This is a genomic window from Mesorhizobium sp. M0808 (assembly GCF_040320025.1).
In the GTDB taxonomy this organism is placed as follows: domain Bacteria; phylum Pseudomonadota; class Alphaproteobacteria; order Rhizobiales; family Rhizobiaceae; genus Mesorhizobium.
The window spans coordinates 40,005-64,214 of record NZ_JAMYOX010000012.1; the positions used below are offsets into that span (position 1 = coordinate 40,005).

Below are 24,210 nucleotides of genomic sequence, written 5' to 3' on the forward strand. Positions count from 1 at the left end.
CAACCGCAGAACGGCTTGCCGCTCCGCCTCCCGCTGAACGGAATGAGAATGACGATGACATCAGCAAATGGCGGTTCGATCCTCGTGACTGGAGCAGCGGGTGACATCGGTGCTATCGGCCGCCATCTCACCGCAATGCTCCTCGCCAAGGGGCATAACGTGCGCGCCCTGGTGCGGCGGGAAGATGCAAGGGCTGAGGCCTTGCGAATGCTCGGGGCCGAGGTCGTGCAGGGCGATCTGACCGATCTTGTCTCGGTTCACCGTGCCGTGGAAGGTTGCGCGCGCATCTATTTCGGAATGTCAGTCTCGGCGGCTTATCTCGAAGCGACTGTGAACCTCGCCGCGGTGGCGCGCCACCATGGTGTCGAGGCATTCGTGAACATGTCGCAGATGACGGTAACGCAGATGAGCATCACCGAGACCACTGACAGCCCGCAGCACAAGCTGCACTGGCTTGCGGAACAGTCATTTGCCTGGTCGGGTCTGCCGGTCGTCACTGTGCGGCCGACGGTCTTCCTCGAAAGCTTTTTCCTGCGTCTCGCCGCGGCTGGCGTCCGAGACAACGACGAACTGGCGCTGCCGCTGGGAAACAGCAGGACATCGCCTATCTCGGCTGTTGATGTGGCGCGCGCGGTTTGCGTGATCCTCGTCGACCCTGCCTCCCACATAGGTCATGTCTATAATCTGACCGGATTTGAGTCGGCCGATCTGGACCATTACGCGCGGGTCTTCTCCGAGGTTCTCGGCCGAACGATCGGCTATCGCAACGTACCGCTCTCCGCGTGGACGGACAGTATGCGAGAGCTTGGAGTGCCGGCGCACCTCGTCAACCACCTCGTCGCGATGGCCGAGCTGCACGTGCAGGGACGCTATGACCGCATGACGGACGACCTGTTCAAGCTCACCGGCAAGACGCCGACGAGCATGTACGACTTCGTACAACTGCACGCTGCTGAATTCACGCGGAGCGAAGCTGCGGCGGCTTGAGATACTGGCCGACGCCGTGTCGCTGCGTGCACAATCACCGCGAGAGGAAAGGCCTGTCATGGACAAGATCAAGAATCCCGAGAAGATTCATCGTCGCCGCCTCTTGGTGGGCGCCGCGGCAATGGCAGTTGCAGCCGCGGAACTCACCGCAAATGCGCGGGCAGAGGACCCCGCTGGGGTTACAATCCAGGCCAACGCGCCCACCTCGGGCGGGGGGCCGAACTCGTTCGGATCGCTCAAACAGATCAATGCAGGCGTGCTGGACGTCGGATATGCCGAGCTGGGGCCTGCCGACGGCGCGCCTGTCATTTTGCTTCATGGCTGGCCGTACGACATCCACACCTTCATCGACGTCGCACCCCTGCTTGCAGCGAAGCGACATCGTGTGATCGTGCCCTACCTGCGTGGATACGGCACCACGCGTTTCCTGTCGGACGACACGATGCGCAACGGTCAGCAGTCGGCGTTCGCTGCAGACACGATCGCCCTGATGGATGCGCTGGGCATCGAAAGAGCTATTGTCGCCGGCTGCGACTGGGGCGCCCGCACGGCAAATATCGTCGCCGCTTTCTGGCCGGAACGCTGCAAGGCGATGGTCTCGGTGAGCGGCTATCTCATCGGGAATCAGCAGCTCGGCATGGTGCCGCTGCCGCCGAAGACCGAGCTGCAGTGGTGGTACCAATACTATTTCGCCACGGACCGCGGCCGTGACGGCTACGAGAAATACAGGAACGATTTTGCCAGGCTGATCTGGCAGCTCGCTTCGCCCTTATGGAGCTTCGACGACGCCACCTTCGAGCGCAGCGCTGCGGCCTTCGACAATCCTGATCATGTGGCGATCGTGATCCACAATTACCGCTGGCGACTCGGGCTGGCTGGAGGCGAGCAGCAGTACGATGAGCTGGAGCAGCGGCTCGCTCAAGGTCCTCTCATCAGCGTGCCCACGATCACACTCGAGGGCGACGTCAACGGCGCGCCGCATCCAGATCCCAGTGCATATGCAAAGAAGTTCGTGGGCAAGTATCAGCACCGGATGATCGCAGGCAATATCGGTCACAATTTGCCGCAAGAAGCGCCACACGCCTTCGCTCAGGCGGTGATCGATGTTGATGGCATTTGACGGCGATCCGGACACGGTCCCTGGTGAGAGAGCCTCAGCTACCGGCGCCGAGACAGTCGGCATTCGCGCACGTTGCACCCACCAATCCCAAGGTATCGGCGATACCATCGTGCAATGGACGCGGCTCCATCCTGCGGTAGCGTTGCCGACCACGATGGTCAAAGGGAGATACACCATGGCCTTTTCCATTAAAGTCAATGGTCAGACGCATAGCGTAGATGTCGACAACGATACTCCTCTTTTGTGGGTGCTGCGTGACGTGCTTGGCATGACGGGCACGAAATTCGGATGTGGCTTGGCGCTCTGCGGCGCCTGCACGGTGCATGTCGACGGCGTCGCGACGCGTTCCTGCGTTACGCCTGTCGACAGCATCGGCCCGTCCGAAATTGTCACGATCGAGACGATAGGTGCGACGACGGTGGGCGCCAAGATCCAGAAGGCCTGGCTAGATCGGGAGGTCGTTCAGTGCGGCTACTGCCAGTCGGGACAGATCATGTCCGCGGCGGAACTCCTCGCCACCAACCCCAATCCGACGGATGCTGACATCGACAACGCGATGTCGGGTAACATTTGCCGCTGCGGGACTTATGCCCGCATTCGCGAGGCCATCAAGCAGGCTGCGGCGAGCTGAGAGGGAGGCAATCATGAGAATCGACCAACAGGCGACCCGAACTTCCGACCGGCATCAACTGCCAGCGGCGAACGCTCTCTCCCGGCGGTCCTTTCTGCAGGCTGGTGTGGCTGCCAGCGGCGGCCTGCTGCTCAGTCTCAGCCTGCCGTTCCCGGCTGACGGAGCCGAAGCGAGCACCGACGATATCTTTGCGCCAAACGCGTTCGTCCGCATCGGCAGTGACGGCAAGATCGTCCTGATCATGCCTTACGTCGAAATGGGTCAAGGCACCTACACGGCGATCCCGATGCTGATCGCTGAAGAGCTGGAGGTGGACCTCAAACAAGTGCAGCTGCAGCACGCTCCGCCCGATGAAAAGCTATACGCAAACCCCTTGCTGGGCGTGCAGGCGACCGGCAATTCGAACGCGATCCGAGGAGCATGGGAGCCGCTGCGCCATGCCGGTGCGACCGCGCGGATCATGCTGGTGGCCGCTGCCGCGAAACGCTGGAAAGTCGATCCGGGGGCCTGCCGCGCCGAACGCGGAGAAGTTGTTCATGCGACCACGGGCCAACGTATCGGGTACGGCGAACTTGCCGCCGATGCGGCTCGGATGCCGGTTCCCGCAAGCGTCGAGCTCAAACGACTGCAGGATTTCACGCTCATTGGCACCCCGGCGAAACGTCTCGACACGCCGGCGAAGGTCAATGGGACGGCGGTCTACGGTATCGACGCACGCCCGCCAGGCGTGAAGATCGCGACGCTTGCCCAGTCGCCGGTGTTTGGCGGTCGCGTCAAGCGCGTCGACGATGCGGCTGCCAGAGCCGTCAATGGCGTGCGCCAGATTGTACGGCTTCACGACGCTGTGGCCGTCGTGGCCGATCACATGGGAGCTGCCAAAAAAGGGCTAGAGGCCCTGGTGATTGAATGGGACGACGGTCCACACGCCAAACTCGACACGGGCACGATCCTCGGCGAGCTCGAACGGGCAACGCTCAATCCGGGCGCAGTTGCGCAGAGCATCGGGAATATCGAGCGTGCGATGGCGGACGCCGTCACCAAGGTCGAAGCGACCTACCGGGTTCCGTTTCTTGCGCACGCGTCGATGGAACCGATGAACTGCACGGTTCATTTGCGTGAGGACGGCTGCGAAATCTGGGTTGGAAACCAAGCGCTCGCACGCGCCCAGGCGGCCGCGGCGGAGACCGCTGGTTTGTCGTTGGACAAGGTCGTCGTGCACAATCATCTGATTGGCGGTGGTTTCGGGCGAAGGCTCGAGGCAGACGGTGTCATTCGCGCCGTCGAGATTGCGAAGCATGTAGACGGGCCGGTCAAGGTCGTGTGGACCCGCGAGGAGGATATTCAGCATGACATGTATCGTCCCATGTTCTTCGACCGGGTCTCGGCCGGTCTCGACACAAAGGGGATGCCTGTCGCCTGGAACAATCGTTTTGCCGGATCCTCCATCATAGCAAGGTGGCTACCGCCCGCGTTCAACAACGGTCTCGACCCCGACACGACCGAGGGCGCCATCAACCTTGTCTACGACCTTCCGAATCTGAATGTTGAATACGTGCGGGTGGAACCGCCCGGCATTCCGACTGCCTTCTGGCGTAGCGTCGGCCCGTCACACAATGTCTTTGTGACTGAAAGTTTCATGGACGAACTGGCGGTGGCGGCCGAGCAGGATCCGGTTGCCTACCGGCTCGCGCTCCTCGGTAAATCGCCCCGAGCCAAGGCTGTCCTCGAGCTCGCCGCCGACAAAGCCGGTTGGGGACAAGAGCTCCCCCAATGGGTCGGCCGCGGTGTCTCAATCCAGAACGCGTTTGGGAGCTATATGGCGCAGGTTGCCGAAGTTGAAGTGGCGAAAGACGGCACCGTTCGCGTTCGGCGCGTCGTCTGCGCAGTCGATTGCGGCATCGTCGTCAATCCCGACACTGTCCAGGCGCAGATCCAGAGTGCAGTCATGTTCGGAACCACCGCCGCGCTCCATGGTGAGATCACGCTGAAGGACGGCCGAGTCAAGCAGACGAACTTCGACACCTACCAGATTCTGCGGATGGACCAGGCGCCAGCTGTCGAGGTGCACATCGTCCAGAGTTCCGAGGCCCCGGGCGGAATGGGCGAGGCCGGGACTTCCTGCATCGTTCCTGCCGTGAGCAATGCGATCTTCGCGGCTACGGGTAAGCGCCTGCGACAGATGCCCGTGGACCAAGCTGTCTTGCAGCGACCTGTTTGAATGGGAAATGGCATGACGCGGACGAGCAGGACGCCCGAACTATATTGGCCTCAAAGTGAACTGTGTAGTCGTTGCGCTCGTCTGCAAACCAAGCGTCGTACTCACACGCGGGCCGGATGACCCCTTGCGGCCGAGCATGGCGGACCGCCGGCTGTTGGTGCCGCACCTCTATTTCTGGAAATCGCGAAATGGGTGAATGCGCTGCAGTTCACCGACCGCGATGAACTCGGTTTCTGGGAATTGCGCGGCTACCATCGCTATGGCGACCCTTGGCGCGAACGGCGCTACACAAACGATTGACACGCCATGCATTGGCAGGGCGCTTTCCACTAAGCACGTCTGCACAGACGAATGGCACGTACACATTCGTACAAGTGTGGAGACGAATCTATTGCCCGATGGTGTCGCCAATACTTTGGCATCAGTGTGCGCGACTAGCGCCACATCAACCCCAGTCCTGATCGCAAGCGGCCGCCACGAAGACAGCTTCCGCGTCGGCATTATCGCAGCGCGTACTCAGCACGGGGGCCGAACCAAAAGTATTGGCAACACCATCGTGCAATAGATTTGCTGCGGATATCGGTCTATCTGTGTGCCTATAACCGAATTGCGAATGGTTTCCGTGCGGGCGCCCTTGCGGCCGCCTGGATCCATTCAATCGGCACTCCTGATCAACCCCGCATTCCATCTGAGCGACGAATGGAGGTTCTCGTGAAAACGGTTCGTATCATGGCGACAGCAGCAGCTCTAATCAACGGGGCCGCGTCATGAACCGTAGCTTCGACGCGATCATCATCGGCGCCGGGCAGGCGGGACCCTCACTCGTCGGGCGCTTCACAGCGGCCGGCATGAAGGTCGCGCTGATCGAACGCAAGTTCGTCGGCGGAACCTGCGTCAACACCGGCTGCATGCCCACGAAGGCCATGGTCGCCAGCGCCTGTGCCGCGCATTTCGCCCGGCGCGCGGGCGACTTCGGCGTCTCGGTCGGTGGCGGGATCGCAGTTGACATGAAGAAGGTACACGCGCGCGCGGCCAAGGTAACGCTCGACGCGCGTTCGGGCCTCGAGAGATGGCTGACCGGCATGGAGAACTGCACCGTGCTCCGCGGTCATGCCCGGTTCGTCGGCCCGCACAAGATCGAGGTTGGCGGCGAATTACTCTCGGCGCCGAGTATCTTCATCAATGTCGGCGGCCGGGCGGCAAGACCCGATATGCCCGGAATCGACCAAGTCAAGGTCCTGGACAACACCGACATGGTCACGCTCGACCAGGCGCCTCGCCACCTCATCGTGGTCGGTGGCAGCTATGTCGGGCTCGAATTCGCACAGATGTTCCGCCGCTTCGGGGCCGAAGTGACCGTCGTGGAGAAGGGACCTCGGCTGGTCTCGCGCGAGGATGAAGATGTTTCCGCATCGATTAAGGACATTCTCGAGCGTGAAGGTATTGCAATTAGGCTTGACGCCGAATGCATCCGCTTTGAGCCACACGGCGATCAAATCCGTGTCGGCCTTAACTGCGCGCGCGACCCTCGCGACGTGGTCGGCAGCCACGTGCTACTCGCTGTCGGACGCCGCCCCAACACCGATGATCTGGGTTTGGACCTGGCAGAAATCGCACGGGACGCCCGCGGCTACATTACCGTCGACGACCGTCTCGCGACTAATGTCGAGGGTGTCTTCGCGCTCGGCGAATGCAACGGCCGCGGTGCCTTCACCCACCACCCACACGGCCTACAACGACTTCGAAATCGTTGCCGCCAATCTGCTCGACGGGGAAAGCCGCAAAGTCAGTGACCGCGTGCCCGGCTATGCGCTCTACATCGACCCGCCGCTGGGACGCGCCGGGATGACCGAGGCGGAAGGGCGGAAGGCCGGTCTACCCGTCCTGATCGGCTCGCGGCCAATGACGCGTGTCGGCCGCGCTATTGAGAAGGGCGAGACGCTCGGATTCATGAAGGTCGTCGCCAATGCAGAAACGGGTAAGATCCTCGGCGGCGCTATCCTCGGGCCGGGCGGCGACGAGGCAATCCACGGTATACTCGACGCCATCAACGTGGGCACGCCATATCGAGACCTTCAATGGGCCGTGCCGATCCATCCAACGGTCTCGGAGCTTATACCAACTGTGATCGGTGCGATGCAGCAGAGTCGTTAGCGAATACGGCGCCCGGAAGCGACCAGTGCGCGCCTGACGAGCAGATCTCCGTGCTCGCTGCGTTGAGGCGGAGCCGTCGCAGTGCATCTTTCTCACGGCCCGTCGGGGACCGTCGTTCACAGGGCAAAACCAGTGCGTTTTTCGCTCCAGCAGGCGGCCGACTCGCATGCAGAATAACGCCCCCGCTATGATCGGCGCCAGCTTGCGCCTCACCGCCATCACGATCTTGCGGTGCGAGGCGCGTGAGGCGACCGCTAGCACCTAGTTCTCGACTTTTTCAGGCCACAGCTCGCTGCGGCGCTGGGCACTACACGCAGCCATAGGTCAATCGCAGTGCCGTGGTATGGCGTGCTTGTGACCGACAGCCCACCGCCTTGTCTTTCCATCAGTTGGCTCACCATCGCGAGGCCGAGCCCTGTACCGTTAGTTTTCGTCGAAAAGTAGGGCATCCCCGCACTTCGCAGCGTCGCCAGGTTCATGCCGATACCGGTATCGGCAACCGAGAGACGGACCATCGGTTCGCGCGTCGCGGTGCGGTTACCAGGCTGTCGAGCCATGGCGGCGGCTACGACGACCTCCCCGCCGTCCGGCATCGCATCGCGGGCGTTGAGCACCAGATTGAGCAACGTCCGCTCTATTAGCTGCCGGTCGATCAAGGCCGGCGGAAGATCGTTGGCAATATCGAACCGAATGATGATACCGGTAGGCAACACGCTCGCTAGGACCGGCTCCAGGGTTTCTAGAAGCTGGCTGATATCCACCGCCGCTAGCTGGAGTTCCCGAGGGTTCGCAAAATCGAGCAGTTGTCGTGCCAGTGTTTTGGCGCGGAAGCCGCAGAATATCGCTCCATCTATGCGTCTGAGCTGCCTCGGGGAGCCTGCCTTCAGACGTTGCAGTTCCTCCATGATCGTGATGATCGGGGTGAGGAGATTGTTGAAATCGTGGACGATCGAGGCGAGCAAAATTCGCGGATCAGTACCCGCCACCGCAGGAGTGTCCTCGTCGATGCTTCGAGACCGCGATGGCCGTTCTTCTATCATGTCCTCTCTCCATCGGGAAACTTCTTCGGGAGTCTCAATAAGCTGACCGGCGAAGGCGAGACTACCGGCCGGCGAGGTGTTTTCATGACGCGATTTCCTGTCACTCCGCACATCTGGCTAGTCGGATGCAATGCCCAGAATCGATCAAGCGAGCAGGCAAATCTATTGGACGAAGGTATCCTCAATACTTTGGCGTCGGTTTAGCGACGAGAAGCCAGATCGTAGCGGGAAGTTGTATTCGAGAGGTACCTGAAGACGTCCACCGTAGGCCAAGCCTGGGCGAATTGTCGTCGACAAAGAGCAAATCAAGCGGTTTCGTCGCGAGTTCGACCCCCGCCGTGCGCGAAGGGTTCTATTCTTCTTCGTGCACGGCTCCTTATCGGGCCCGAATGGGGTTAATCGCTAATCATGCAAACCAATGCAAAAGTATCGTCAATACCATCGTCCAATCGATTGTCTACGCATGAAGGTAGAGCTTGGTGTTCGCATTCAAAGATCTGAAAATAGCGGAGAACGTCATGCCAGCAACATCTCTATCGACTACACGGCGCGAACTGATTGCAGCCACGGCCGTGGTCGGAGCGCTCAGCCTGATCCCAGCGACGCTGAGCGCTGCGGGCGCTGGCGATTCCATCCGCCCCTTCGCCGTCAGCTTCACGCCGGACGCGATCACCGAGCTTCGCCGGCGAGTCGACGCTACCCGGTGGCCCGAACGGGAAACCGTCACGGATGACTCTCAGGGTGTACAGCTCGCGACCATTCAGAAACTGGCGCGCTATTGGGCGACAGATTACGACTGGAGGAGGTGCGAGGCGCAGTTGGCCGCCTTGCCGAACTTCCTGACCGAGATCGACGGGCTGGATATTCACTTCATTCACGTGCGTTCGAAGCATGAAAATGCGCTGCCGATCATCGTCACGCACGGCTGGCCTGGATCGATCGTCGAGCAGCTGAAGATCGTCGATCCACTCACTAATCCCACCGCACATGGCGGCAGCGCGTCGGACGCCTTCCATGTCGTGATCCCGTCGATGCCAGGGTACGGCTTTTCGGGCAAGCCGACCACCACCGGTTGGGACCCCACCCGCATCGCGGGGGCATGGACCGTGCTGATGAAGCGCCTCGGCTACACGCAATTCGTGGCGCAAGGCGGCGATTGGGGTGCACTCGTCACAGAGCAGATGGGCGTGCAGACGCCCTCGGAATTGCTCGGCATCCACACCAACATGCCTGCCGCCGTACCGAAGGAAATTTCGAAGGCACTCCATTCCGGCGACGGCCCGCCGCCCGGCCTCGCGGCCGACGAAAGCCATGCGTTCGAGCAGCTGGCGTTTTTCTTCACGAAAGGCTTGGCTTACGCCCAGGAAATGGGGAACCGCCCACAGACGCTATACGCGATTGCGGATTCACCTGTGGGACTCGCCGCCTGGTTCCTCGACCACGACGCGTTGAGTTACGAACTTATCGCACGCGCCTTCAATAGCCAGCCCGAAGGGCTAACGCGAGACGATGTTCTCGACAACATCACGCTAACGTGGCTCACCAACACGGCGATTTCCTCGGCTCGTCTGTATTGGGAGAACAAGCTTGCCTTTTTCGCCCCGAAGAACATCACCATTCCCGTTGCCGTGAGCGCCTTTCCCGACGAGCTCTATCAGGCACCACGGAGCTGGGCGGAGCGGGCCTATCCGAATCTCATCCATTACAACAAACTCGACAAAGGCGGACACTTCGCGGCCTGGGAACAGCCGGAGCTTCTCACCGCCGAGTTGAGGGCAGCGTTCCGGCCACTGCGCCAGAACTGAGAGGAAGCCTCCGTCTTGCGTCCGCTCTCCCGAGGGCGGACCGTGGACATTCGAGCCTGGTCCGCCGCGCCCGAACCACGCGCCGCTGCCGACCCACGGAGAAGGAGACACACGAGTAGTGAATATCCGATCGAACTGGAAGTCGTTGGAGGAAATCGTGTGGGCAAGACTAAACTCGGTCAAGTGGCGCAAACTGATTGCCACTGCCGCAGCGCCGAGCGCGGTTAGTCTTCTGCCTGGGCAACTCTCTGCGGCGCTTACTGCGGCGAGCGCGGTTCGCCCTACGCGCGACAGCGACGATCGAGACGTCGTTCTCGTCGCTGGCTCTCCCAAATCCGAGGGTACCGAAATCGTCCGAACACAGCTGCAACGCAGATGATATTAGCAAATGGCGGCTCGATCCTCGTGACCGGAGCAGCCGGCGACATCGGTGCTATCGGCCGCCACTACTCAGCGATGCGGAGTCGGGCCGCCATGTTCACCAGTTCGGCCAGCGAGCGGGCCTGCATCTTGCGCATAGCCTGGCCACGATGTGCCTTGACTGTGATTTCGCTGATGCCAAGCTCAAAGCCGACCTGCTTGTTCAAGAGACCAGAGACGACCAGCGTCATGACCTCCTGCTCGCGACGGCTGAGCGATGCATGACGATGCCTGAGGGTCTGCAACTCAGAGTCCAGAGCAAGTGCGGTCTCACTTCTTTCGAGTGCCAGCTTGATCGCGCCCAAAAGTTCCTCGTCGTCGAATGGTTTGGTCAGAAACTCGACAGCCCCAGCTTTCATCGCCTTAACCGTCATCGGTACGTCGCCGTAGCCGGTTATGAAGATGATGGGCATGTCGGTACGCTCGACGGATATCAGCTTCTGCAGGTCCAGCCCACTCAGATCAGGAAGATTCACGTCCAGGATCAGACAGTTCGCAACCAGCGGACGTGACCGGTCGAGAAATTCTTTTGCTGAAGCGAACGTCTCTGGTCGCCAGCCCACAGAGCAGATGAGTAGTTCCAACGATTCGCGTATCGAAACGTCGTCGTCTACAATGAACACGACAGGTGTTTCGTGCGACATGGATGACGATTTTACCCCACCGTCCAGTTGAACCGCTAGATACGAGTACATCGCAAATTATCCTCCTAAGATGGCATTAACAATCCACCGGGTTCAAGGACCACGGAGCGCCGAACTAAGCGCTTCCTGAAGGACCTGATCGCTGAATGGCTTGAACAAACACTCCACTGCCCCCTGTTCGATGAGACGCTGCCGGATCGTGCTATCCCTTTGCGCGGTGATATAGATGATCGGAATCCTCTTTCCGCGGCGCGCTAGCTCCACTTGCAACTCGGGTCCCGTCATATCAGGCATGGCAACATCGAGAATGAGGCTCTTAGTCTTATCGACGGCGTCAGACGCGAGGAACTCCTCCGCTGAAGAGAATGTGTTCACGCTAAAGCCGAACTCCTGCAACAAATCTGGTAAGGACTCGCGTACCGATTTATCGTCATCGACCACCGACACGAGTGCATGCGTAAGCTTCATCTAACCCCCACTGATCTTAGAGAATCGCCGACCTCGAACACCGTGCTTAGATTCACATTCTCTGCCGATGATCGGTACTTGGAGTACTCGGGTACGGAAAACGTAAATGTAGCCCCCGGGCGCGCTTAGCACGTCGCGGAGCAAACTGCCTGACGCGATCATCTCCAGCAGCTGTTTTTCGCCCGCGAGGAAAGCTTCCGCCTGCTTCCGACCCTCAATATCGTGGCTCATACCGCACCAGCGGATCACTTTACCGGCTTCGTCGTGGAGCGGCACGCGACGGGCAATGTGCCAGCGATACGTACCATCGACCGCTCGCACTCGGTACTCATGTTCGAACGGTTCTCCTGTCGTGACACATGCGCGCCATTTGCTCTCTTCGAGTTCGATGTCCTCTGGGTGGATTGCGCCCCTCCAGCCACCATTCGTCACATCCGCAGCAGAGAGCCCCGTGAACTCGCGCCCCCGCTTGTTGATAGGAATTCGCGAGCCGTCGGCGTAATAGGCCGCAACCAGCGCCGGTATGCCGTCGATCGTCCGTTGTAGCTCGCCCTCAGCTTCGACGGCCTTGTCCTCAGTCCGCTTCCGCTCATCGATGTTAATGTTCACCCCATACCATTTGACGATGTTGCCCGATTCATCCCGCAACGGGTTAGCGCGGTTAAGAAACCACCGATAACTTCCATCAAATCGGCGCAATCTCGCTTCGGTTTCCCCGGCTTTACCCGAGGCTATGATTGTCTGCCATATGGTGATCAGCCCATCCAGGTCGTCAGTATGGACCACAGCCGTCCAGCCACAGCCCCTCGCCTGCTCGGCGGAGAGGCCGGTGTAGTCTAGATAGTGCTGGTTCAGAAACTCAGTGGGGCCGTCTGGCCGAGCTGACCATGCCATCGCAGGAATGGTATCGACGATGAGTTTGAAATTGTGCTGGCTTGTCACGAGGGCTTCTTCGCTTTTGCACAGTGCTTCTTCTGTTCTGTGGCGCTCACGCCAAAGGCCTCATCGTCGCCGTTGAAAAAAGCACAGGCATGCGCCCCTTCGCCGAGTTCAGATCCAGCGAACGAAGCGGATGCGGCAGTTTTCTTCATGGCCGTTGTCGCCTAACAGAACGCGTCTGCGCCCTGAGAGAACATGCCCCCGGACAACACGAACGTCTATTATGCCTTGGTGTTGATTTTGGTGACGGAGATCGAAATGCGCGATGGGAAAAAACGCTTCAAGGCAATGATAGCAATATCTGCGATCAACGGTCGCTCCATGTCTCTACTAACGCGACTTTATCGTCCTCCGCCTGTGCGCTCGCGAAGGCCACCACCTTTTGCTCCAACTCGACTAATCCTGCATCGACCAAGACGGACGTGTGGGGATCCTCAGAGCGCCGCCTCGAGAATGGCCACATCCTCTTCAACCGTGCCAGCACTCACCCCAACGCCGCCAATCACCTCACCCTCGCTGGTAAGCGGAGCTCCCCCTGCCATCGCACAAAATCTCCCCTGGGAGATCAGCGGGAAGAGCGGCTGTCCAGGTGCCTCGATGCGGCCGGCAATATTTTTCGCGAAGGATAGCAAATCCATGTTCTTGCCCTTTCTTAGGAGGAGTGCAGTGAATCGTTCCAGGTCTAAATGTCAGCGACCGAGTTGCCCTACATGGAATCCCAGGCCATCTTCCATGTCTCCCGGGCTATGAAACCCTTGCTTGAAAAACGCCTTTAGCCTTTCCTGAGCGGCCGGCCGAACGATCGATGCCGCATGCATCCCGACCGGCCGCGATTTCGACATCCGGCGGTAAGCTGGCGTTCACAAGGAGTGTTCGCGATCGCCCACTTGTCGAACGACGCAATACGGGTCGCGAGCGTATCGACAAACTCGTCGAGTTGGCGCGCGCGTCAGGCGCACGAGTATGTCGGGTCAGCCCTCCAGTCCCGTAGGACCTTGAGGTAGGCTGGTCAGGTCCTCGAGCTTGGCGAGGAAATCGCGGCCGCGGTTGAGGAAGAACCCCTCGACAGCACTCTCGATGACCAACACCCTGACTTGATCGGCGGCCTCGAGGGCCGTCATGCCTCGCCGAATTCCCGAACGGAATTGTGGCCCCATTACATTCAGCGGGGGGTTGTCAAACGTCACGCGCCAATAGGTTATGACGATCGAGTGAGTCGAACCTGCGGCATTTTCGTTTTCGCATTCATCCAAACCTCCTGCGGTGACACGGTGAAAACGCAAGGATTTTGGGGCCGGCTGCGGGCGGCCGCTATTGGACGATGATATTGCCGAGACCATGGTATCGAGTCAGGATTGAGAGGCTACGCGTCGTTGCTACCGCCATTGCCATCCAATGGTATTGGCAACACCATCGTATAAATAGATTTAAGACCCCTCCTGCATTTGTATAGCTCTGCCGATCAGGTTACCGGCTTGAGTTTTATGACTTGCAATCAGTGAGGGCTATTATGCGGTCCGATATTGTTCCCGGGTCTGTTTTTCCGAACTATGAGCTCTCGGATCATACAGCCGCGCGGCGAACGCTTTCCGAGTTGCAGGGAGGGGATCCCCTGGTCCTCGTTCTCGGTAGGGGTGGGTATTGTCCCAGGGACCGCCGGCAGGCTGAAGGGCTTGCCCAGCTCCATCGTGAAATGGAAGTGGGTTATTGCCGGCTTGTCACCATTACGACAGACAATCTTCTGGAGACGAACGAGTATCGTTCTGGCGTGGGCGCCCATTGGCCTTTTCTCTCGGACCCACGGCGCGTTGTGCAGCAGGACCTCGATATCGCCGAGTACACGGATCCCGCGCACAACCCCATGATCCCTTACGTTATCGTCTTGGAGCCGGGCCTTATCGTCTACAAGGTCTACAATGGGTATTGGTTTTTCGGGCGACCCACCGTGGAGGAACTGCGGCAGGACATGCGAGCGGTGACCATGAAATGCCGGCCGGACTGGGACATCACCACGCCGGAACTCAGGGCTGCGTGGCAGACGGGTCGTAAGGAGCTTTTCTATCCTTATGGAAAGACGCGCGCTCAAACACTTCGCGAACAGGAATGAATTCGAAGATTGTCGGTGCGCGAGACCGGGCTGGCAAGGTGACCAGCTTTAGTCGCTGTGCGAGGTTTTGGCCTGGGGAGGTTAAGAAAATTTAATATGGAAGACCGGGAGATATGAGCGGCTCTGGATCGCCACTGGGCTGCCTCCGATGCGAATGATTTCGAGGAGGAGCACCAGATTTATCGGGAGGACGCGGTGCTCGACTATCCGCAATCAGGCGAGCGTATCTGCGGGCGGCGGAAGATTCAGTCGTCTCGCGCCGCACAGCCGAACCGAAAGCGCTTCACGGTGCGGCGGATCATCGGCGCCGGCGACCTCTGGGTCACCGAATATCTCCTGGCTTATGACGGGCTGCCCTCCCACACCGTGAGCATCATGGAGTTCCTCGATGGCAAGGTGGCCCGCGAGACCCAGTATTTCGCCGATCCGTTCGAGCCGGGGCTTTCGCGCGCGCAATGGGTCGAGCGGATAGCCTGAAACCTGGCCGCCATAAGGATGGTCATCCGCCGCCCAATCGCCCGCTCGGAGCTGCCGAACGATACGGCCGCTCTCGCCCGCTATCTCATTGGCAAGGTGGTGGTGCTGGAGTTGCCGGAAGGCGTCGCCAGCGGCCGCATTGTCGAGACCGAGGCCTATGTTGTCGGCGACGCCGCCGGACATGGCTACCGGGGGATGACCCCGCGCAAACGTTCGCTGTTTCTCGAACGCGGCCACGCCTATGTCTATCTCGCCTACGACATGTCCACCATGCTGAATGTCTCGAGCGAGATGCAAGGGATCGGAACCGGCGTCCTGATCCGGGCGCTCGAGCCGCTCGAAGGCATCCCGATCATGCGGCTCAATCGCGGCATCGAGCGCTTGCGCGATCTGGCGCGAGGACCGGGACGGCTCGCCACGGCCTTGCGGATTGATCGTTCGCCGACGGGCTCGATCTTTGCCGGGAAGGCCCTCTATGGCTCGCATGCGATGACCACGAACCCGGCGAAATCGGGCAGCATCAGGATCGGCATTTCGCGGGATGCGGACCGACTCCTACGGTTCTATGTCAGGCAGAGTCAGTTCGTCAGCGGTCGAGGATCGCAACCCGTCAGCGGAGAACAGCTTTGAACGCATCAAGCAACGCAGTATCCGTGAACGGTTTTAGGAGACATTCGATTGTCCCACTCTGACGCAGACGCCCACAGACCTGTTCATCTCCGTGGGCTGTAATGAAAACGATCGGAATCTGCCGACCCTGTTGCGCCAGCTCGCGTTGAAGTTCGATCCCGGACATACCAGGCATTGCGATGTCAAGGACCAAGCATTTGGCTTGATCGATCAGTTTCGAAGCCAGGAATTCTTCTGCCGAGGAGAATGCCTCGGCTTCATGGCCGAACAAGCTGATTAGGTCCGGAAGCGACTCGCGAATGGACTCATCATCGTCGATTACAGCGATATATGCTCGTCGTATCATTATGCATTTCCAGTACTATCCGCGAAACTTTGGCGGGGCATGATACCCCCACAATCAGGGAGGGAACGGAGAAAGCAGGCCTTAGAGCCTGGGCCGTGACCTATGCCCATTTCATTGCTTTTGGTCGTATAGAACGGCCCAAAGAGTTCCTCGGCATAATCAGATCAAACCCGCTGAGGCAGCGCTGAAGCCATTTGTTCTCAGAAAGGAGAACCTCGGGCTTCATGATCAGCTTGCAGTCGCTGCGAGAGCGCTTTTTATCGGTGCGGCGTTGAAACAATCTTTGAAGAGACTCTTGAGCCGGCGCGAAGAAAGGATTTTGCTCAAGGATGCCGACCTCACCGACGCATGGGGCGGCGCCGGGAGTGTGCGAAGCTTCAACTCGTCAAGGCGCTGCGCTGATATGACGTTGATCCCGTCAGTATCCCAATGGTTACCAGGGTGACCATGACGACATAGACCGGCCATCTGAACCACTCGATGGTCGCGGTCGAAGCGATTCTTTATTGATGGCATGAGGATACACACACGCTAGGCACTCGATCCAGTCGAGCGCCCTCAAGCAGCATAGGCTGCGCTGACGTAGCCACCTAACTCCCTCCAAGCCCGTGGGGTTCTAATGCCGCAGCAATGGACGGTGCCCGCTCCCATCCCGAAAATCCATAGCACCTTGGTATCGGTCTAAGGGTTTTTTCCGTTAACGTCGGTCGTTGGGCGGAGGCAAGGCCCCGATTTTCGCCGGAGATTTCAAAAATAAAGCGTCCGCGCGTGACGATCATTGACGATGACATCATGAAGGAGAAGCGGCAGCCCACCTACGGGGGGCGTGCCGGCGCGCAGACCCGCCCTGAGCTGGGGGCGCGGGCAGGTCTGCACTGGCAGGGGTCAGGCGCTATGCAGCGACCTGAACGCGGCCCTGAGCTCGTTGGTGAAAACCTGCGGCTGTTCCCAGGCCGCGAAATGACCGCCTTTCGGGAGCCGGTTGTAGTGGATCAGCTTGGGATGGGCCTTCTCGGTCCAGCTCCGCGGCGCCGTGTAGATCTCGTCCGGGAACGCACTCACGGCGGTGGGGAGCGGCACGCCTTTCGGCGCGAAGAAGGGCAGCTTGCTTTCCCAGTAGAGGCGCGCCGACGAGACCGCAGTGTTGGTCAGCCAGTAGAGCGCGATGTTGTCGACGACGTCTTCCTTGGACAGACCCTCGGACTTTCCGTCAAAGACACGGGCGATCAGGTCGTAGCTGCGTGCATCGTGGTCGAGCATCCAGGCTGCGAGGCCGATAGGTGAATCGGCCAGCGCGTACAGCGTCTGCGGCCGATTCGCCATCTCCTGGGCGTAGGCCAACCCATGCTTCCAAAAGAAGTCGAGTTGATCCCAGGCATAGCGTTCGTCGGCCGACAGACCGGAGGGCGCAGGGCCGCCCGCCGCGAGCGCACTCGAGACCTTATCCGGCAAGGTGGCGGGCATATTCGTGTGGATGCCGATCAGGCCCGGCAGCGTCTGCAGCGCCATCTGCTCGGTGACGGCATTCCCCCAATCGCCGCCCTGCGCCACATATCGCGTGTACCCCAGGCGCGTCATCAGTTCGCCCCAGGCTCGCGCGATCCGGATTGGATCCCAGCCGGCCGCCGTCGGCTTCCCTGAGAAGCCGTGTCCCGGCAGCGAGGGGATGACAAGGTCAAAGGCGTCGGCGGCGCTGCCCCCGTGGGCCGTCGGATCGGTCAGGGGACCGATGATCTTCAACTGCTCGATGATCGAGCCGGGCCATCCATGGGTGACGATGGCCGGCAGCGCGTTCGCATGCTTCGAGCGAATGTGGATGAAGTGGATATCCAGCCCGTCGATCTCGGTAACGAACTGCGGCAAGCCGTTCAGGTAGGCCTCGCATTTGCGCCAGTCGTATTCGGTCTGCCAATAATGCGCGAGCGCCCGCATCGTCGCGAGCCCAACGCCTTGGGTGGTGTCGTTCACCGTCTCGCGCTCGGGCCAGCGCGTGGCTTTGACACGCTGCTTGAGGTCGACGAGATCCGCTTCCGCAACGTGGATACGGAGCGGGCGGATGGCGGCAGATCCGCCACTCGTCGAAATGGCCCCGGCGAGACTCACCGAGGTAATCATTGCAATGGCGCCTGCGGCGGATGCCGCGAGGACTTCCCGGCGGGTGGACACCGAAGATATTGGTGACATCTGTACTCCTCATAACCTGGTCAAAGCTGCTCGCGTCGAGACAGCATCAATCCATGAGGCCAGTAAGTGCCGGTCGGCTCTATTGGACGTTGGTATCGCCGATACCTTGGTACGCTCCCGCGTCAAACGCATCTCACGCAACGCCGAGGCTCCGCCACGTGACCTCGGGGCTGATGCCTGAGGCGCTTGCAGCAGGACAGCGCCAAGGGCGGGCGCACCCACGCCGTCCTCGTCGGTACAAAAGTATCGGCGATACCTGCGTCCAATGGATTTTGCGGGGCAGCGCGGGTCTGATCACGGTGAATCCATACTTCGGCGGTGACGTCGATCTTCCGAAAGGGACTCGCCATGGGCAAACTAATCAAAGCAGCGGCGCTGGCTGGGGCGATGAGCCCGGAGACCTTGGCGTCGGCGCAGACCGGCAACATCAAGCCGACCATCGTGCTGGTCCACGGGACCGCCTGGGACGGCCAAATGCTCCTCCTCGCACAGAACGGTTTCCGGGTGGTTGCGCACGACCGACGCGGCCATGGCAGGTCCAGCCAAGCCTCGTACGGCAACGACATGGACGGCTATGCCGACGATCTCGCAGCCGTGATTGAGGCGCTGGACCTTCAGGACGCCACATTGGTCGGACATTCGACCGGAGGAGGCGAGGTCGCTTGCTATATCGGACGGCACGGGACCAAACGGGTCGCCAAGGTTGTCCCGCCGATCATGCTCAAGACCGAGGCCAATCCGGAAGGACTGCAGATCGAGGTGTTCGACGGCATTCGGGCCGGCCTCGTCAAGGACTGGTCGCAATACTACAAGGATCTGGCCGTCGCATTTTGCGGCGCCAACCGGGGGGGCACGAACGTCTCGCAGGGCACGCTCGACGGGTTCTGGCTCAGGAGCATGCAGGCCGGCCTGCTCAACGCCTGCGAAAGCGTCAAATCATTCTCCGAGACGGACTTTTCCCAGGATCTGCAGAAATTCGATGTCCCGACGCTGGTTCTGCACGGGGAAGACGGTCAGATCGTCCCGGTCAAGGATTCGGCGCGGAAGTCGGCGAAGCTGATCAAGGGCGCCAAGGACATCTACTACCCTGGCGCGCCTCACGACATCACAGCCACGCACCAGGATCAGATCAACGCCGACCTGCTCGCCTTCATCTCAAATCACGATCGCGCGTCGTCAGCAATTCCGTGGAGGAGCCAATGACCATCTTTGGCAACCTTTCGCGGACCTTGAACCGCGTGTCAGGCGGCGCGCGAGGCCAAACGTTGTGCGCTCGCATAGCCGAGCGATCGCCTGAATGCTGGTTCTGTCAGCTTATGTCACGGATTGTAGAGCCGAACCATTGCGCCATCGAGCTGGCGCGCTGGCATAGGCGCGGAACATACACCGCGGCACGGCTGCCGTACGGATAGCCACGGCCGCTAACGACAACATATGGAGCCTATGCCGATAACTGGCAGGCTGGGGTTACGCCCCAGTCGGGATCGACCCAGGGAACCGGTTATCCCTTGAGGAAAGGGCTTTTATGGGTCTTGGAGGCCTCTAACTGTAGTCTGAGCGTCACGGCATCACACATTTGGCTGAGGTCTCCGAGGCACAATATTGAAGCCCAATTTGAACCATTAGTACGCGAGGCATCTTCTTCGGCGTGCCGGAGCTTACCCCGGTCGGCCGGGATGACCTCATACAACGCCGGTAGGGCTGGACCACGAGGTCCTTCTCGACGATCACGCGGAGTGGCCAGCCGGGCCGAATGGTGAGCGTGGGTTGGATATTGAAATTCTTCTCAACTAACCGCTGGCCGGCTTCGTTCCTACTCTGCTGAGCCGATTGCTGAGGCGCCCGAAGATCGCTTTGGTCGCTACCGACCACCGAGCAGGGTCGCGAGCACGACGCCCCTGATGAGCTGCCAAGTGTGGAAGTCCACTCCGTTCTCGGAAGGGTCCGTTGGCACAAAATGGGAACGAATACAGTTGAAGCTCAGGTCCAGGCTCCTGTCGAATGCTAGGTCGCCTAATCTGGTGTCAAGATCGATTCTGAATTAGAATTCAGACTGGTGTTGGGGCGGATCAAGGGCATGGAACGCACAGAGAGAAAGCACGTCAATATCGAGTTGCGTACATTCCGGTCGATCCTGTTGGTCGTTCTCGGGACGACGATTTTACCTGCGGGCGTCTCAGCCCAGAATTCGATCGTGGCCGTGGACCCCAATCTGGCGCCGTGCGGGACGTACAATGCCGCGGCGCTCGATCCGAGACCGGTTCCAAGTGCCATCGGCGGCCCGGCGATGATCGAAGCGTTGCTGCAGCAAGGCTTCCACACGCCTGCGACGATGCTGGGGGCGCCCAAGGACCTACCGGTAACCTGGTACGACCAGGTCAGGGTGACTCCTGAAGATGCCAAGCGGATTTGCGATCAGCACCTGACGGCGGTCTACATCGATTGGGCAAGCGCGCCATATAACCTGGCCATGCAAAGCGGCGCCAAGATTGTATTTGATGCCCTGGGCATCAGGCTGCTACGGATTGGAAACTACGCCTTCAATCCCAACGGATTGAGCGGCGTGCTCGCCGCCATTCTGCCGTTGCGGCCGAACATTCTGCTCACCGGTGGCGTCGCAAACCCGGCGCAGCTCGGCGCGATTTTGAAGCCCGCCGTGGATCAAGGCATTGTCATCAGCCTATGGGCTGTCGCATCGCCTAAACTCGAGATCGGGCAGAACGGTCCGATCAAATCCCTGGTCAGCTACGATTTCTACGGGCTCGGATTGCAACTCGCTGATGCCGTCCACCAGCAGTATCCAAACGGCGCCGAGCTCGGCTACATCCACTGGATCAACGACTCGCCGCCGGTTCAGGCGCGCGAGCATGGGTTTCTCGACGGATTGAAGAAATACCCCAACATCAAGATCGTGACCAACGGCGAGCCGGACCCATCGAATCCCGCGTCCGGCTTCACGAACTTTAGCTCGCCGCAGGCTTTCACGACCGCTTTCCTGACTCAGCACCCGAACGTGAATCTCTTGTTCGCCCCTTGGGAAGATCCGCCCGCACTCGGCGAGGCTGCGGCAATCCGGGCCTTGCATCTCGAAGATAAGATCAAGATCGTGACCATGGACCTGGGCGGTGATGGGATCTACCAACTCAGACACAATGGTCCTATCGTCGTGGACATGGCCCAGGATGTGTACGACGCCGGACGGGTGATGGCGCTGACGGCCGCGCTTTCGTCGATCGGCAAAAGCAACTACCAGTACGTTCTGGTTCCGACCTTCCCCGTTTTTTCGAATTCCGACATGAGTGCTGCCTGGGATTTCATGCACGGACCGGAGATGAAATGCCCGGATACAGCCTGCCAGTGAAATGCCTGCTTTTCCGAGCCAAGATGAGTTGGCCAAGAGCGTTGCGAGGGAACGAGCCCGGTGTCCGAGGCTGACGAACACGCATGCGCTCTCGAAATGGCGCATGTCGGCAAGCGCTTCGATCGGAATTGGGTTCTGGAGGATGTGAACCTCAAGGTCCGGCGCGGCAGTATCCATGCAATTGTCGGCCACAACGGCGCGGGCAAATCCACCCTGATGAAGATCGCGCTGGGCGCCGAGAGGCCGACCGCGGGTGAAGTGCGCATCGGCGGTCGAAGCTTGACCTATTCCCGTCCTGCGGAAGCGCGCGCGTTGGGGCTCGGGATGGTGATGCAGGAACGCAGCCTCATCGCGACGATGACGGGCATCGATAACATCTTTCTCAACGCCGAGCGCCAGAATGCCTTGGGCGGTGTCGACCTGCGACGTCAGCGGACCGAGACCCAGGACATGCTCGAGCAGCTCGGCATCCGGCCGTCCACACTTCGACTGTGGGTGTCGGATATGAGCACGATTGAGCAGGAGTTGATCGAGATCGCCAAGGCGCTGCGCCTTGGCAACCGGGTTCTGGTGCTCGACGAGGCGACGGCGCCCCTTGGCAGCGATGAGATCGAAAGGCTGTTCGCGGTCTTGCGCGCCATCGCCGCCCGAGGAACGGGTATCGTGCTGATCACGCACCACCTCTCGGAGGTGTTCGCTGTCAGCGACGAAGTGACCTGCCTGCGTGAAGGAAAGGTCGTCCTGTCCTGCGCGACGAAGTCGGTGGACATGGCTGCGCTCGTCTCCGCGATGCTCGGGCGACGTTCCTTGCCGGAGGCGCATGCGCGCCGACGCGCGCCGGCGCGTCACGGGTCGAGCCAGGTCCCGACCCTGACCGTCCGCAATCTGCGCGTCGGGACAAAGCTGCGCGACATTTCGGTCGAGGCCTTCGCCGGCGAGGTTCTCGGCATCGTCGGGCCTGCGGGCAGTGGTCGCACCACCCTGCTGCGGGCTCTCTTCGGCGACCTGCGCGCCAGTGACGGCGCGCTTCGCCTGTTCGGCAGGCCGTACCGGCCCCACTCTCCTGCCGACGCGATTGCGCACGGTGTCTTTCTCGTTCCGCAGGATCGCGCGGCACACGGGCTCGTCTTGCTCGAGTCAGTTGCCGAGAACATCATCCTCGTCGCGCTGAAACGTCTGATCGACACGTTGGGATTCCTGAAGCGTGCTGAAGGCCGCCGGCAGGTGCGGCAGATGATCGACACACTCGGGATCCGGGTGAGCAGCATGCATCAGCCGGTCCAGGAATTGTCGGGTGGCAATCAGCAAAAAGTCGTTCTGGCGAAAGCCTTGACCGCCGGGTCGCAGGTCTTGCTGTTCGACGAGCCGACCTTCGGCGTGGATATCGCCGCGGCGCGCGAAATCATCACGCGGGTCCGCGGCTTGGCGGATGCGGGCGCGACCGTGCTGTGGGTCTCGTCCGACCTGCTGGAAACCACGTCCATCTCCGACCGCATCGTGATCCTGCGGGACGGGATCATCCGGGCCACCTTCACCAGCGAAGACGGGCATGCGTTCAGCGAACACTACCTCTCGGCGGCGATCCACGCAGAGCCGGACAGAGCGCGCCAGTGAGCCAGCCGGACACGCGCGAGAAGAAACTGTTGCTACGGGCTGGCCGGCGCTTGGGCTGGGCGTTGTGGAGCGCCTCCCGCGGCCAGAGCCCGGCCATTCTGGTCGGGGCGACGCTGGTCGTTTTGGCGATCTTCTCGGTGATACTGCGCGATACCGCATTTTTGACGATGGCCAATCTGCTCGCGATCGTCCGCATCTCCACGACCACCACCGTGATGACCGTCGCGACGGTTTATGTGCTGTGCGCCGCCGAGATCGATCTGTCCATCGCCTCGATCGTTCCGGTCTCGGCGCTGATCGCCGCGGTCCTGTTGTCGCTGCACGTCCACTTCCTGCTCGCCGTCGCCGTGGCGATTTCGTTTGGGGCCTTGGTGGGACTGGTGAATGGCCTGGCCACGGTTTTCTTCGGCATACCGTCGTTCGTGGTGACGCTCGGCTCGATGGGGGTCATGCAAGGTCTGGCCCAGATTGTGACGCATACCAACACGATCTCGATCTCCGACGATCGGTTTCTGTTCTGGTTCGGTTCGGGATCGGTCGGCTCGGTCCCGATCCTCGCCTTCTGGTCGTTCGGGGTACTGGTGGTCGGCAGCGTGATCCTGTCCTACACCGGTCTCGGCAGGCGGGTGCTCGCCACCGGGGCCAATGCCGGGGCAGCGCGCTACTCCGGCATCCGCACGGAGCGCATAAAGGTCGGTGTCATGGTTGCAAGTGGCGCGGCCGGGGCACTTGCCGGCGTGCTCTATGACGGCCAGTACGCGGCCGGGGATTTCACGCTCGGCTCGGCCGATCTGCTGCCGGTCATCGCCGCCGCCGTCATCGGCGGCTGCTCGTTGTCCGGCGGCAGAGGCAGCGTCGTTGGGGCGGTGACCGCGTCGCTGCTGATCGGCATGCTGAGCAATGTACTCCTTCTTGCCGGCTTCGGCGCGCCGGAGCAGTTGATGGTCCAGGGCATCATCATTGTCGCGGCCGTCATCGCGGGCTCGCGCCGCGGTCGTGGCACGCTCTGGCGCTGGCTGGCAGCCTTGGAAAACAACCGCGATCCGGACTGAGCCGTCCTAGCAG

At 60.7% G+C, this 24,210-nt stretch carries 22 protein-coding genes and 2 pseudogenes; 14 read left to right on the plus strand and 10 right to left on the minus strand.

The window, feature by feature from the left end; translation table 11 throughout:
* Positions 1–48 precede the first annotated feature (48 nt).
* The 6 genes and pseudogenes from NKI25_RS16120 (at position 49) to NKI25_RS16145 (ending at position 7,110) form a co-directional block, all read left to right on the plus strand.
* On the plus strand, positions 49–987 hold the full coding sequence (locus tag NKI25_RS16120) for an NmrA family NAD(P)-binding protein (RefSeq protein ID WP_352998683.1): 939 nt from the start codon (positions 49–51) through the stop codon (positions 985–987).
* Positions 988–1,045: 58 nt separating this feature from the next.
* Positions 1,046–2,107, plus strand: coding sequence for an alpha/beta fold hydrolase (locus NKI25_RS16125; protein ID WP_352998684.1), 1,062 nt, complete (start codon positions 1,046–1,048; stop codon positions 2,105–2,107).
* Between the two features lie 175 nt (positions 2,108–2,282).
* Entirely contained in the window at positions 2,283–2,738 is a 456-nt protein-coding gene (locus NKI25_RS16130) for a (2Fe-2S)-binding protein (protein ID WP_352787669.1), read from the plus strand.
* Between the two features lie 13 nt (positions 2,739–2,751).
* Positions 2,752–4,956, plus strand: a complete 2,205-nt coding sequence (locus tag NKI25_RS16135) for a xanthine dehydrogenase family protein molybdopterin-binding subunit (RefSeq protein WP_352998685.1) — start codon at positions 2,752–2,754, stop codon at positions 4,954–4,956.
* A 120-nt stretch (positions 4,957–5,076) separates the two neighbouring features.
* A pseudogene (locus NKI25_RS16140) lies at positions 5,077–5,256 on the plus strand (molybdopterin-dependent oxidoreductase); the annotation flags it as partial.
* Positions 5,257–5,723: 467 nt separating this feature from the next.
* Positions 5,724–7,110 (plus strand): annotated as a pseudogene (locus tag NKI25_RS16145) (FAD-containing oxidoreductase).
* A gap of 254 nt (positions 7,111–7,364) precedes the next feature.
* On the opposite strand, the gene NKI25_RS16150 reads toward NKI25_RS16145, so the two are convergent.
* On the minus strand, positions 7,365–8,150 hold the full coding sequence (locus NKI25_RS16150; RefSeq protein WP_352998686.1) for a two-component system sensor histidine kinase NtrB: 786 nt from the start codon (positions 8,148–8,150) through the stop codon (positions 7,365–7,367).
* 518 nt (positions 8,151–8,668) lie between these two features.
* Between NKI25_RS16150 and NKI25_RS16155 the strand changes: the two genes are divergently transcribed.
* Positions 8,669–9,955, plus strand: coding sequence for an epoxide hydrolase family protein (locus NKI25_RS16155; RefSeq protein WP_352998754.1), 1,287 nt, complete (start codon positions 8,669–8,671; stop codon positions 9,953–9,955).
* Between the two features lie 446 nt (positions 9,956–10,401).
* On the opposite strand, the gene NKI25_RS16160 is transcribed toward NKI25_RS16155, so the two are convergent.
* The 6 genes from NKI25_RS16160 to NKI25_RS16185 all read right to left on the minus strand — a co-directional run bounded on the left by NKI25_RS16160 (position 10,402) and on the right by NKI25_RS16185 (position 13,547).
* A complete protein-coding gene (locus NKI25_RS16160) occupies positions 10,402–11,070 on the minus strand; it encodes a response regulator transcription factor (protein ID WP_352906697.1) in 669 nt (222 codons plus the stop codon).
* Positions 11,071–11,112: 42 nt separating this feature from the next.
* Positions 11,113–11,487: a response regulator gene (locus tag NKI25_RS16165; RefSeq protein WP_352998687.1), complete on the minus strand. Its 375-nt coding sequence runs from the start codon at positions 11,485–11,487 to the stop codon at positions 11,113–11,115.
* Complete coding sequence (locus NKI25_RS16170) at positions 11,488–12,429, minus strand: PAS domain-containing protein (RefSeq protein ID WP_352998688.1); 942 nt, start codon at positions 12,427–12,429, stop codon at positions 11,488–11,490.
* Positions 12,426–12,578: a hypothetical protein gene (locus tag NKI25_RS16175; RefSeq protein WP_352998689.1), complete on the minus strand. Its 153-nt coding sequence runs from the start codon at positions 12,576–12,578 to the stop codon at positions 12,426–12,428. Before NKI25_RS16175 ends, NKI25_RS16170 begins: the two co-directional genes overlap by 4 nt.
* Before the next feature lie 282 nt (positions 12,579–12,860).
* Positions 12,861–13,064, minus strand: a complete 204-nt coding sequence (locus tag NKI25_RS16180; protein ID WP_352998690.1) for a heme-binding protein — start codon at positions 13,062–13,064, stop codon at positions 12,861–12,863.
* Between the two features lie 333 nt (positions 13,065–13,397).
* Positions 13,398–13,547, minus strand: coding sequence for a hypothetical protein (locus tag NKI25_RS16185; protein WP_352998691.1), 150 nt, complete (start codon positions 13,545–13,547; stop codon positions 13,398–13,400).
* A gap of 389 nt (positions 13,548–13,936) precedes the next feature.
* Between NKI25_RS16185 and NKI25_RS16190 the strand changes: the two genes are divergently transcribed.
* The 3 genes from NKI25_RS16190 (at position 13,937) to NKI25_RS16200 (ending at position 15,640) form a co-directional block, all read left to right on the plus strand.
* Positions 13,937–14,533 carry a redoxin domain-containing protein gene (locus NKI25_RS16190; RefSeq protein ID WP_352998692.1) on the plus strand — a complete coding sequence of 199 codons (597 nt, stop codon included), beginning with the start codon at positions 13,937–13,939 and terminating at the stop codon, positions 14,531–14,533.
* Positions 14,534–14,656: 123 nt separating this feature from the next.
* Entirely contained in the window at positions 14,657–15,010 is a 354-nt protein-coding gene (locus NKI25_RS16195) for a nuclear transport factor 2 family protein (protein ID WP_352998756.1), read from the plus strand.
* Positions 15,011–15,028: 18 nt separating this feature from the next.
* Positions 15,029–15,640, plus strand: a complete 612-nt coding sequence (locus NKI25_RS16200) for a DNA-3-methyladenine glycosylase (protein ID WP_352998693.1) — start codon at positions 15,029–15,031, stop codon at positions 15,638–15,640.
* Here NKI25_RS16200 and NKI25_RS16205 read toward each other — a convergent pair.
* Both NKI25_RS16205 and NKI25_RS16210 read right to left on the minus strand, forming a co-directional pair.
* Positions 15,621–15,986 carry a response regulator transcription factor gene (locus NKI25_RS16205; protein ID WP_352998694.1) on the minus strand — a complete coding sequence of 122 codons (366 nt, stop codon included), beginning with the start codon at positions 15,984–15,986 and terminating at the stop codon, positions 15,621–15,623. The two genes, NKI25_RS16200 and NKI25_RS16205, sit on opposite strands and share 20 nt — an antisense overlap.
* Before the next feature lie 885 nt (positions 15,987–16,871).
* A complete protein-coding gene (locus tag NKI25_RS16210; protein ID WP_352998695.1) occupies positions 16,872–18,170 on the minus strand; it encodes an epoxide hydrolase family protein in 1,299 nt (432 codons plus the stop codon).
* A gap of 348 nt (positions 18,171–18,518) precedes the next feature.
* On the opposite strand from NKI25_RS16210, the gene NKI25_RS16215 reads away from it, so the two are divergent.
* Positions 18,519–19,373, plus strand: a complete 855-nt coding sequence (locus tag NKI25_RS16215) for an alpha/beta fold hydrolase (RefSeq protein WP_352998696.1) — start codon at positions 18,519–18,521, stop codon at positions 19,371–19,373.
* A gap of 357 nt (positions 19,374–19,730) precedes the next feature.
* Here NKI25_RS16215 and NKI25_RS16220 read toward each other — a convergent pair whose 3' ends face one another.
* Positions 19,731–20,042, minus strand: coding sequence for a TrbI/VirB10 family protein (locus tag NKI25_RS16220; protein WP_352998697.1), 312 nt, complete (start codon positions 20,040–20,042; stop codon positions 19,731–19,733).
* Between the two features lie 205 nt (positions 20,043–20,247).
* Between NKI25_RS16220 and NKI25_RS16225 the strand changes: the two genes are divergently transcribed.
* From NKI25_RS16225 to NKI25_RS16235, 3 genes are read left to right on the plus strand one after another with little or no spacing between them, the layout of a single operon-like run.
* Positions 20,248–21,531 (plus strand): substrate-binding domain-containing protein, encoded by a 1,284-nt coding sequence (locus NKI25_RS16225; protein ID WP_352906709.1) that lies wholly within the window; start codon positions 20,248–20,250, stop codon positions 21,529–21,531.
* Positions 21,532–21,591: 60 nt separating this feature from the next.
* Positions 21,592–23,145, plus strand: a complete 1,554-nt coding sequence (locus NKI25_RS16230; protein WP_352998698.1) for a sugar ABC transporter ATP-binding protein — start codon at positions 21,592–21,594, stop codon at positions 23,143–23,145.
* Positions 23,142–24,197, plus strand: coding sequence for an ABC transporter permease (locus NKI25_RS16235; RefSeq protein ID WP_352998699.1), 1,056 nt, complete (start codon positions 23,142–23,144; stop codon positions 24,195–24,197). The genes NKI25_RS16230 and NKI25_RS16235 overlap by 4 nt, the downstream gene beginning before the upstream one ends.
* Positions 24,198–24,210: the final 13 nt, after the last annotated feature.

What these genes read in the sequence shown, in the direction of transcription:
- NKI25_RS16185 (WP_352998691.1), bottom strand. Translation starts at nt 13,547, where the DNA reads ATGACGGCCCTCGAGGCCGCCGATCAAGTCAGGGTGTTGGTCATCGAG.
- NKI25_RS16205 (WP_352998694.1), bottom strand. Translation starts at nt 15,986, where the DNA reads ATGATACGACGAGCATATATCGCTGTAATCGACGATGATGAGTCCATT.
- NKI25_RS16150 (WP_352998686.1), bottom strand. Translation starts at nt 8,150, where the DNA reads ATGATAGAAGAACGGCCATCGCGGTCTCGAAGCATCGACGAGGACACT.
- NKI25_RS16125 (WP_352998684.1), top strand. Translation starts at nt 1,046, where the DNA reads ATGGACAAGATCAAGAATCCCGAGAAGATTCATCGTCGCCGCCTCTTG.
- NKI25_RS16180 (WP_352998690.1), bottom strand. Translation starts at nt 13,064, where the DNA reads ATGGATTTGCTATCCTTCGCGAAAAATATTGCCGGCCGCATCGAGGCA.
- NKI25_RS16215 (WP_352998696.1), top strand. Translation starts at nt 18,519, where the DNA reads ATGGGCAAACTAATCAAAGCAGCGGCGCTGGCTGGGGCGATGAGCCCG.
- NKI25_RS16135 (WP_352998685.1), top strand. Translation starts at nt 2,752, where the DNA reads ATGAGAATCGACCAACAGGCGACCCGAACTTCCGACCGGCATCAACTG.
- NKI25_RS16190 (WP_352998692.1), top strand. Translation starts at nt 13,937, where the DNA reads ATGCGGTCCGATATTGTTCCCGGGTCTGTTTTTCCGAACTATGAGCTC.
- NKI25_RS16175 (WP_352998689.1), bottom strand. Translation starts at nt 12,578, where the DNA reads ATGAAGAAAACTGCCGCATCCGCTTCGTTCGCTGGATCTGAACTCGGC.
- NKI25_RS16210 (WP_352998695.1), bottom strand. Translation starts at nt 18,170, where the DNA reads ATGTCACCAATATCTTCGGTGTCCACCCGCCGGGAAGTCCTCGCGGCA.
- NKI25_RS16225 (WP_352906709.1), top strand. Translation starts at nt 20,248, where the DNA reads ATGGAACGCACAGAGAGAAAGCACGTCAATATCGAGTTGCGTACATTC.
- NKI25_RS16160 (WP_352906697.1), bottom strand. Translation starts at nt 11,070, where the DNA reads ATGTACTCGTATCTAGCGGTTCAACTGGACGGTGGGGTAAAATCGTCA.
- NKI25_RS16120 (WP_352998683.1), top strand. Translation starts at nt 49, where the DNA reads ATGACGATGACATCAGCAAATGGCGGTTCGATCCTCGTGACTGGAGCA.
- NKI25_RS16155 (WP_352998754.1), top strand. Translation starts at nt 8,669, where the DNA reads ATGCCAGCAACATCTCTATCGACTACACGGCGCGAACTGATTGCAGCC.
- NKI25_RS16200 (WP_352998693.1), top strand. Translation starts at nt 15,029, where the DNA reads ATGGTCATCCGCCGCCCAATCGCCCGCTCGGAGCTGCCGAACGATACG.
- NKI25_RS16165 (WP_352998687.1), bottom strand. Translation starts at nt 11,487, where the DNA reads ATGAAGCTTACGCATGCACTCGTGTCGGTGGTCGATGACGATAAATCG.
- NKI25_RS16130 (WP_352787669.1), top strand. Translation starts at nt 2,283, where the DNA reads ATGGCCTTTTCCATTAAAGTCAATGGTCAGACGCATAGCGTAGATGTC.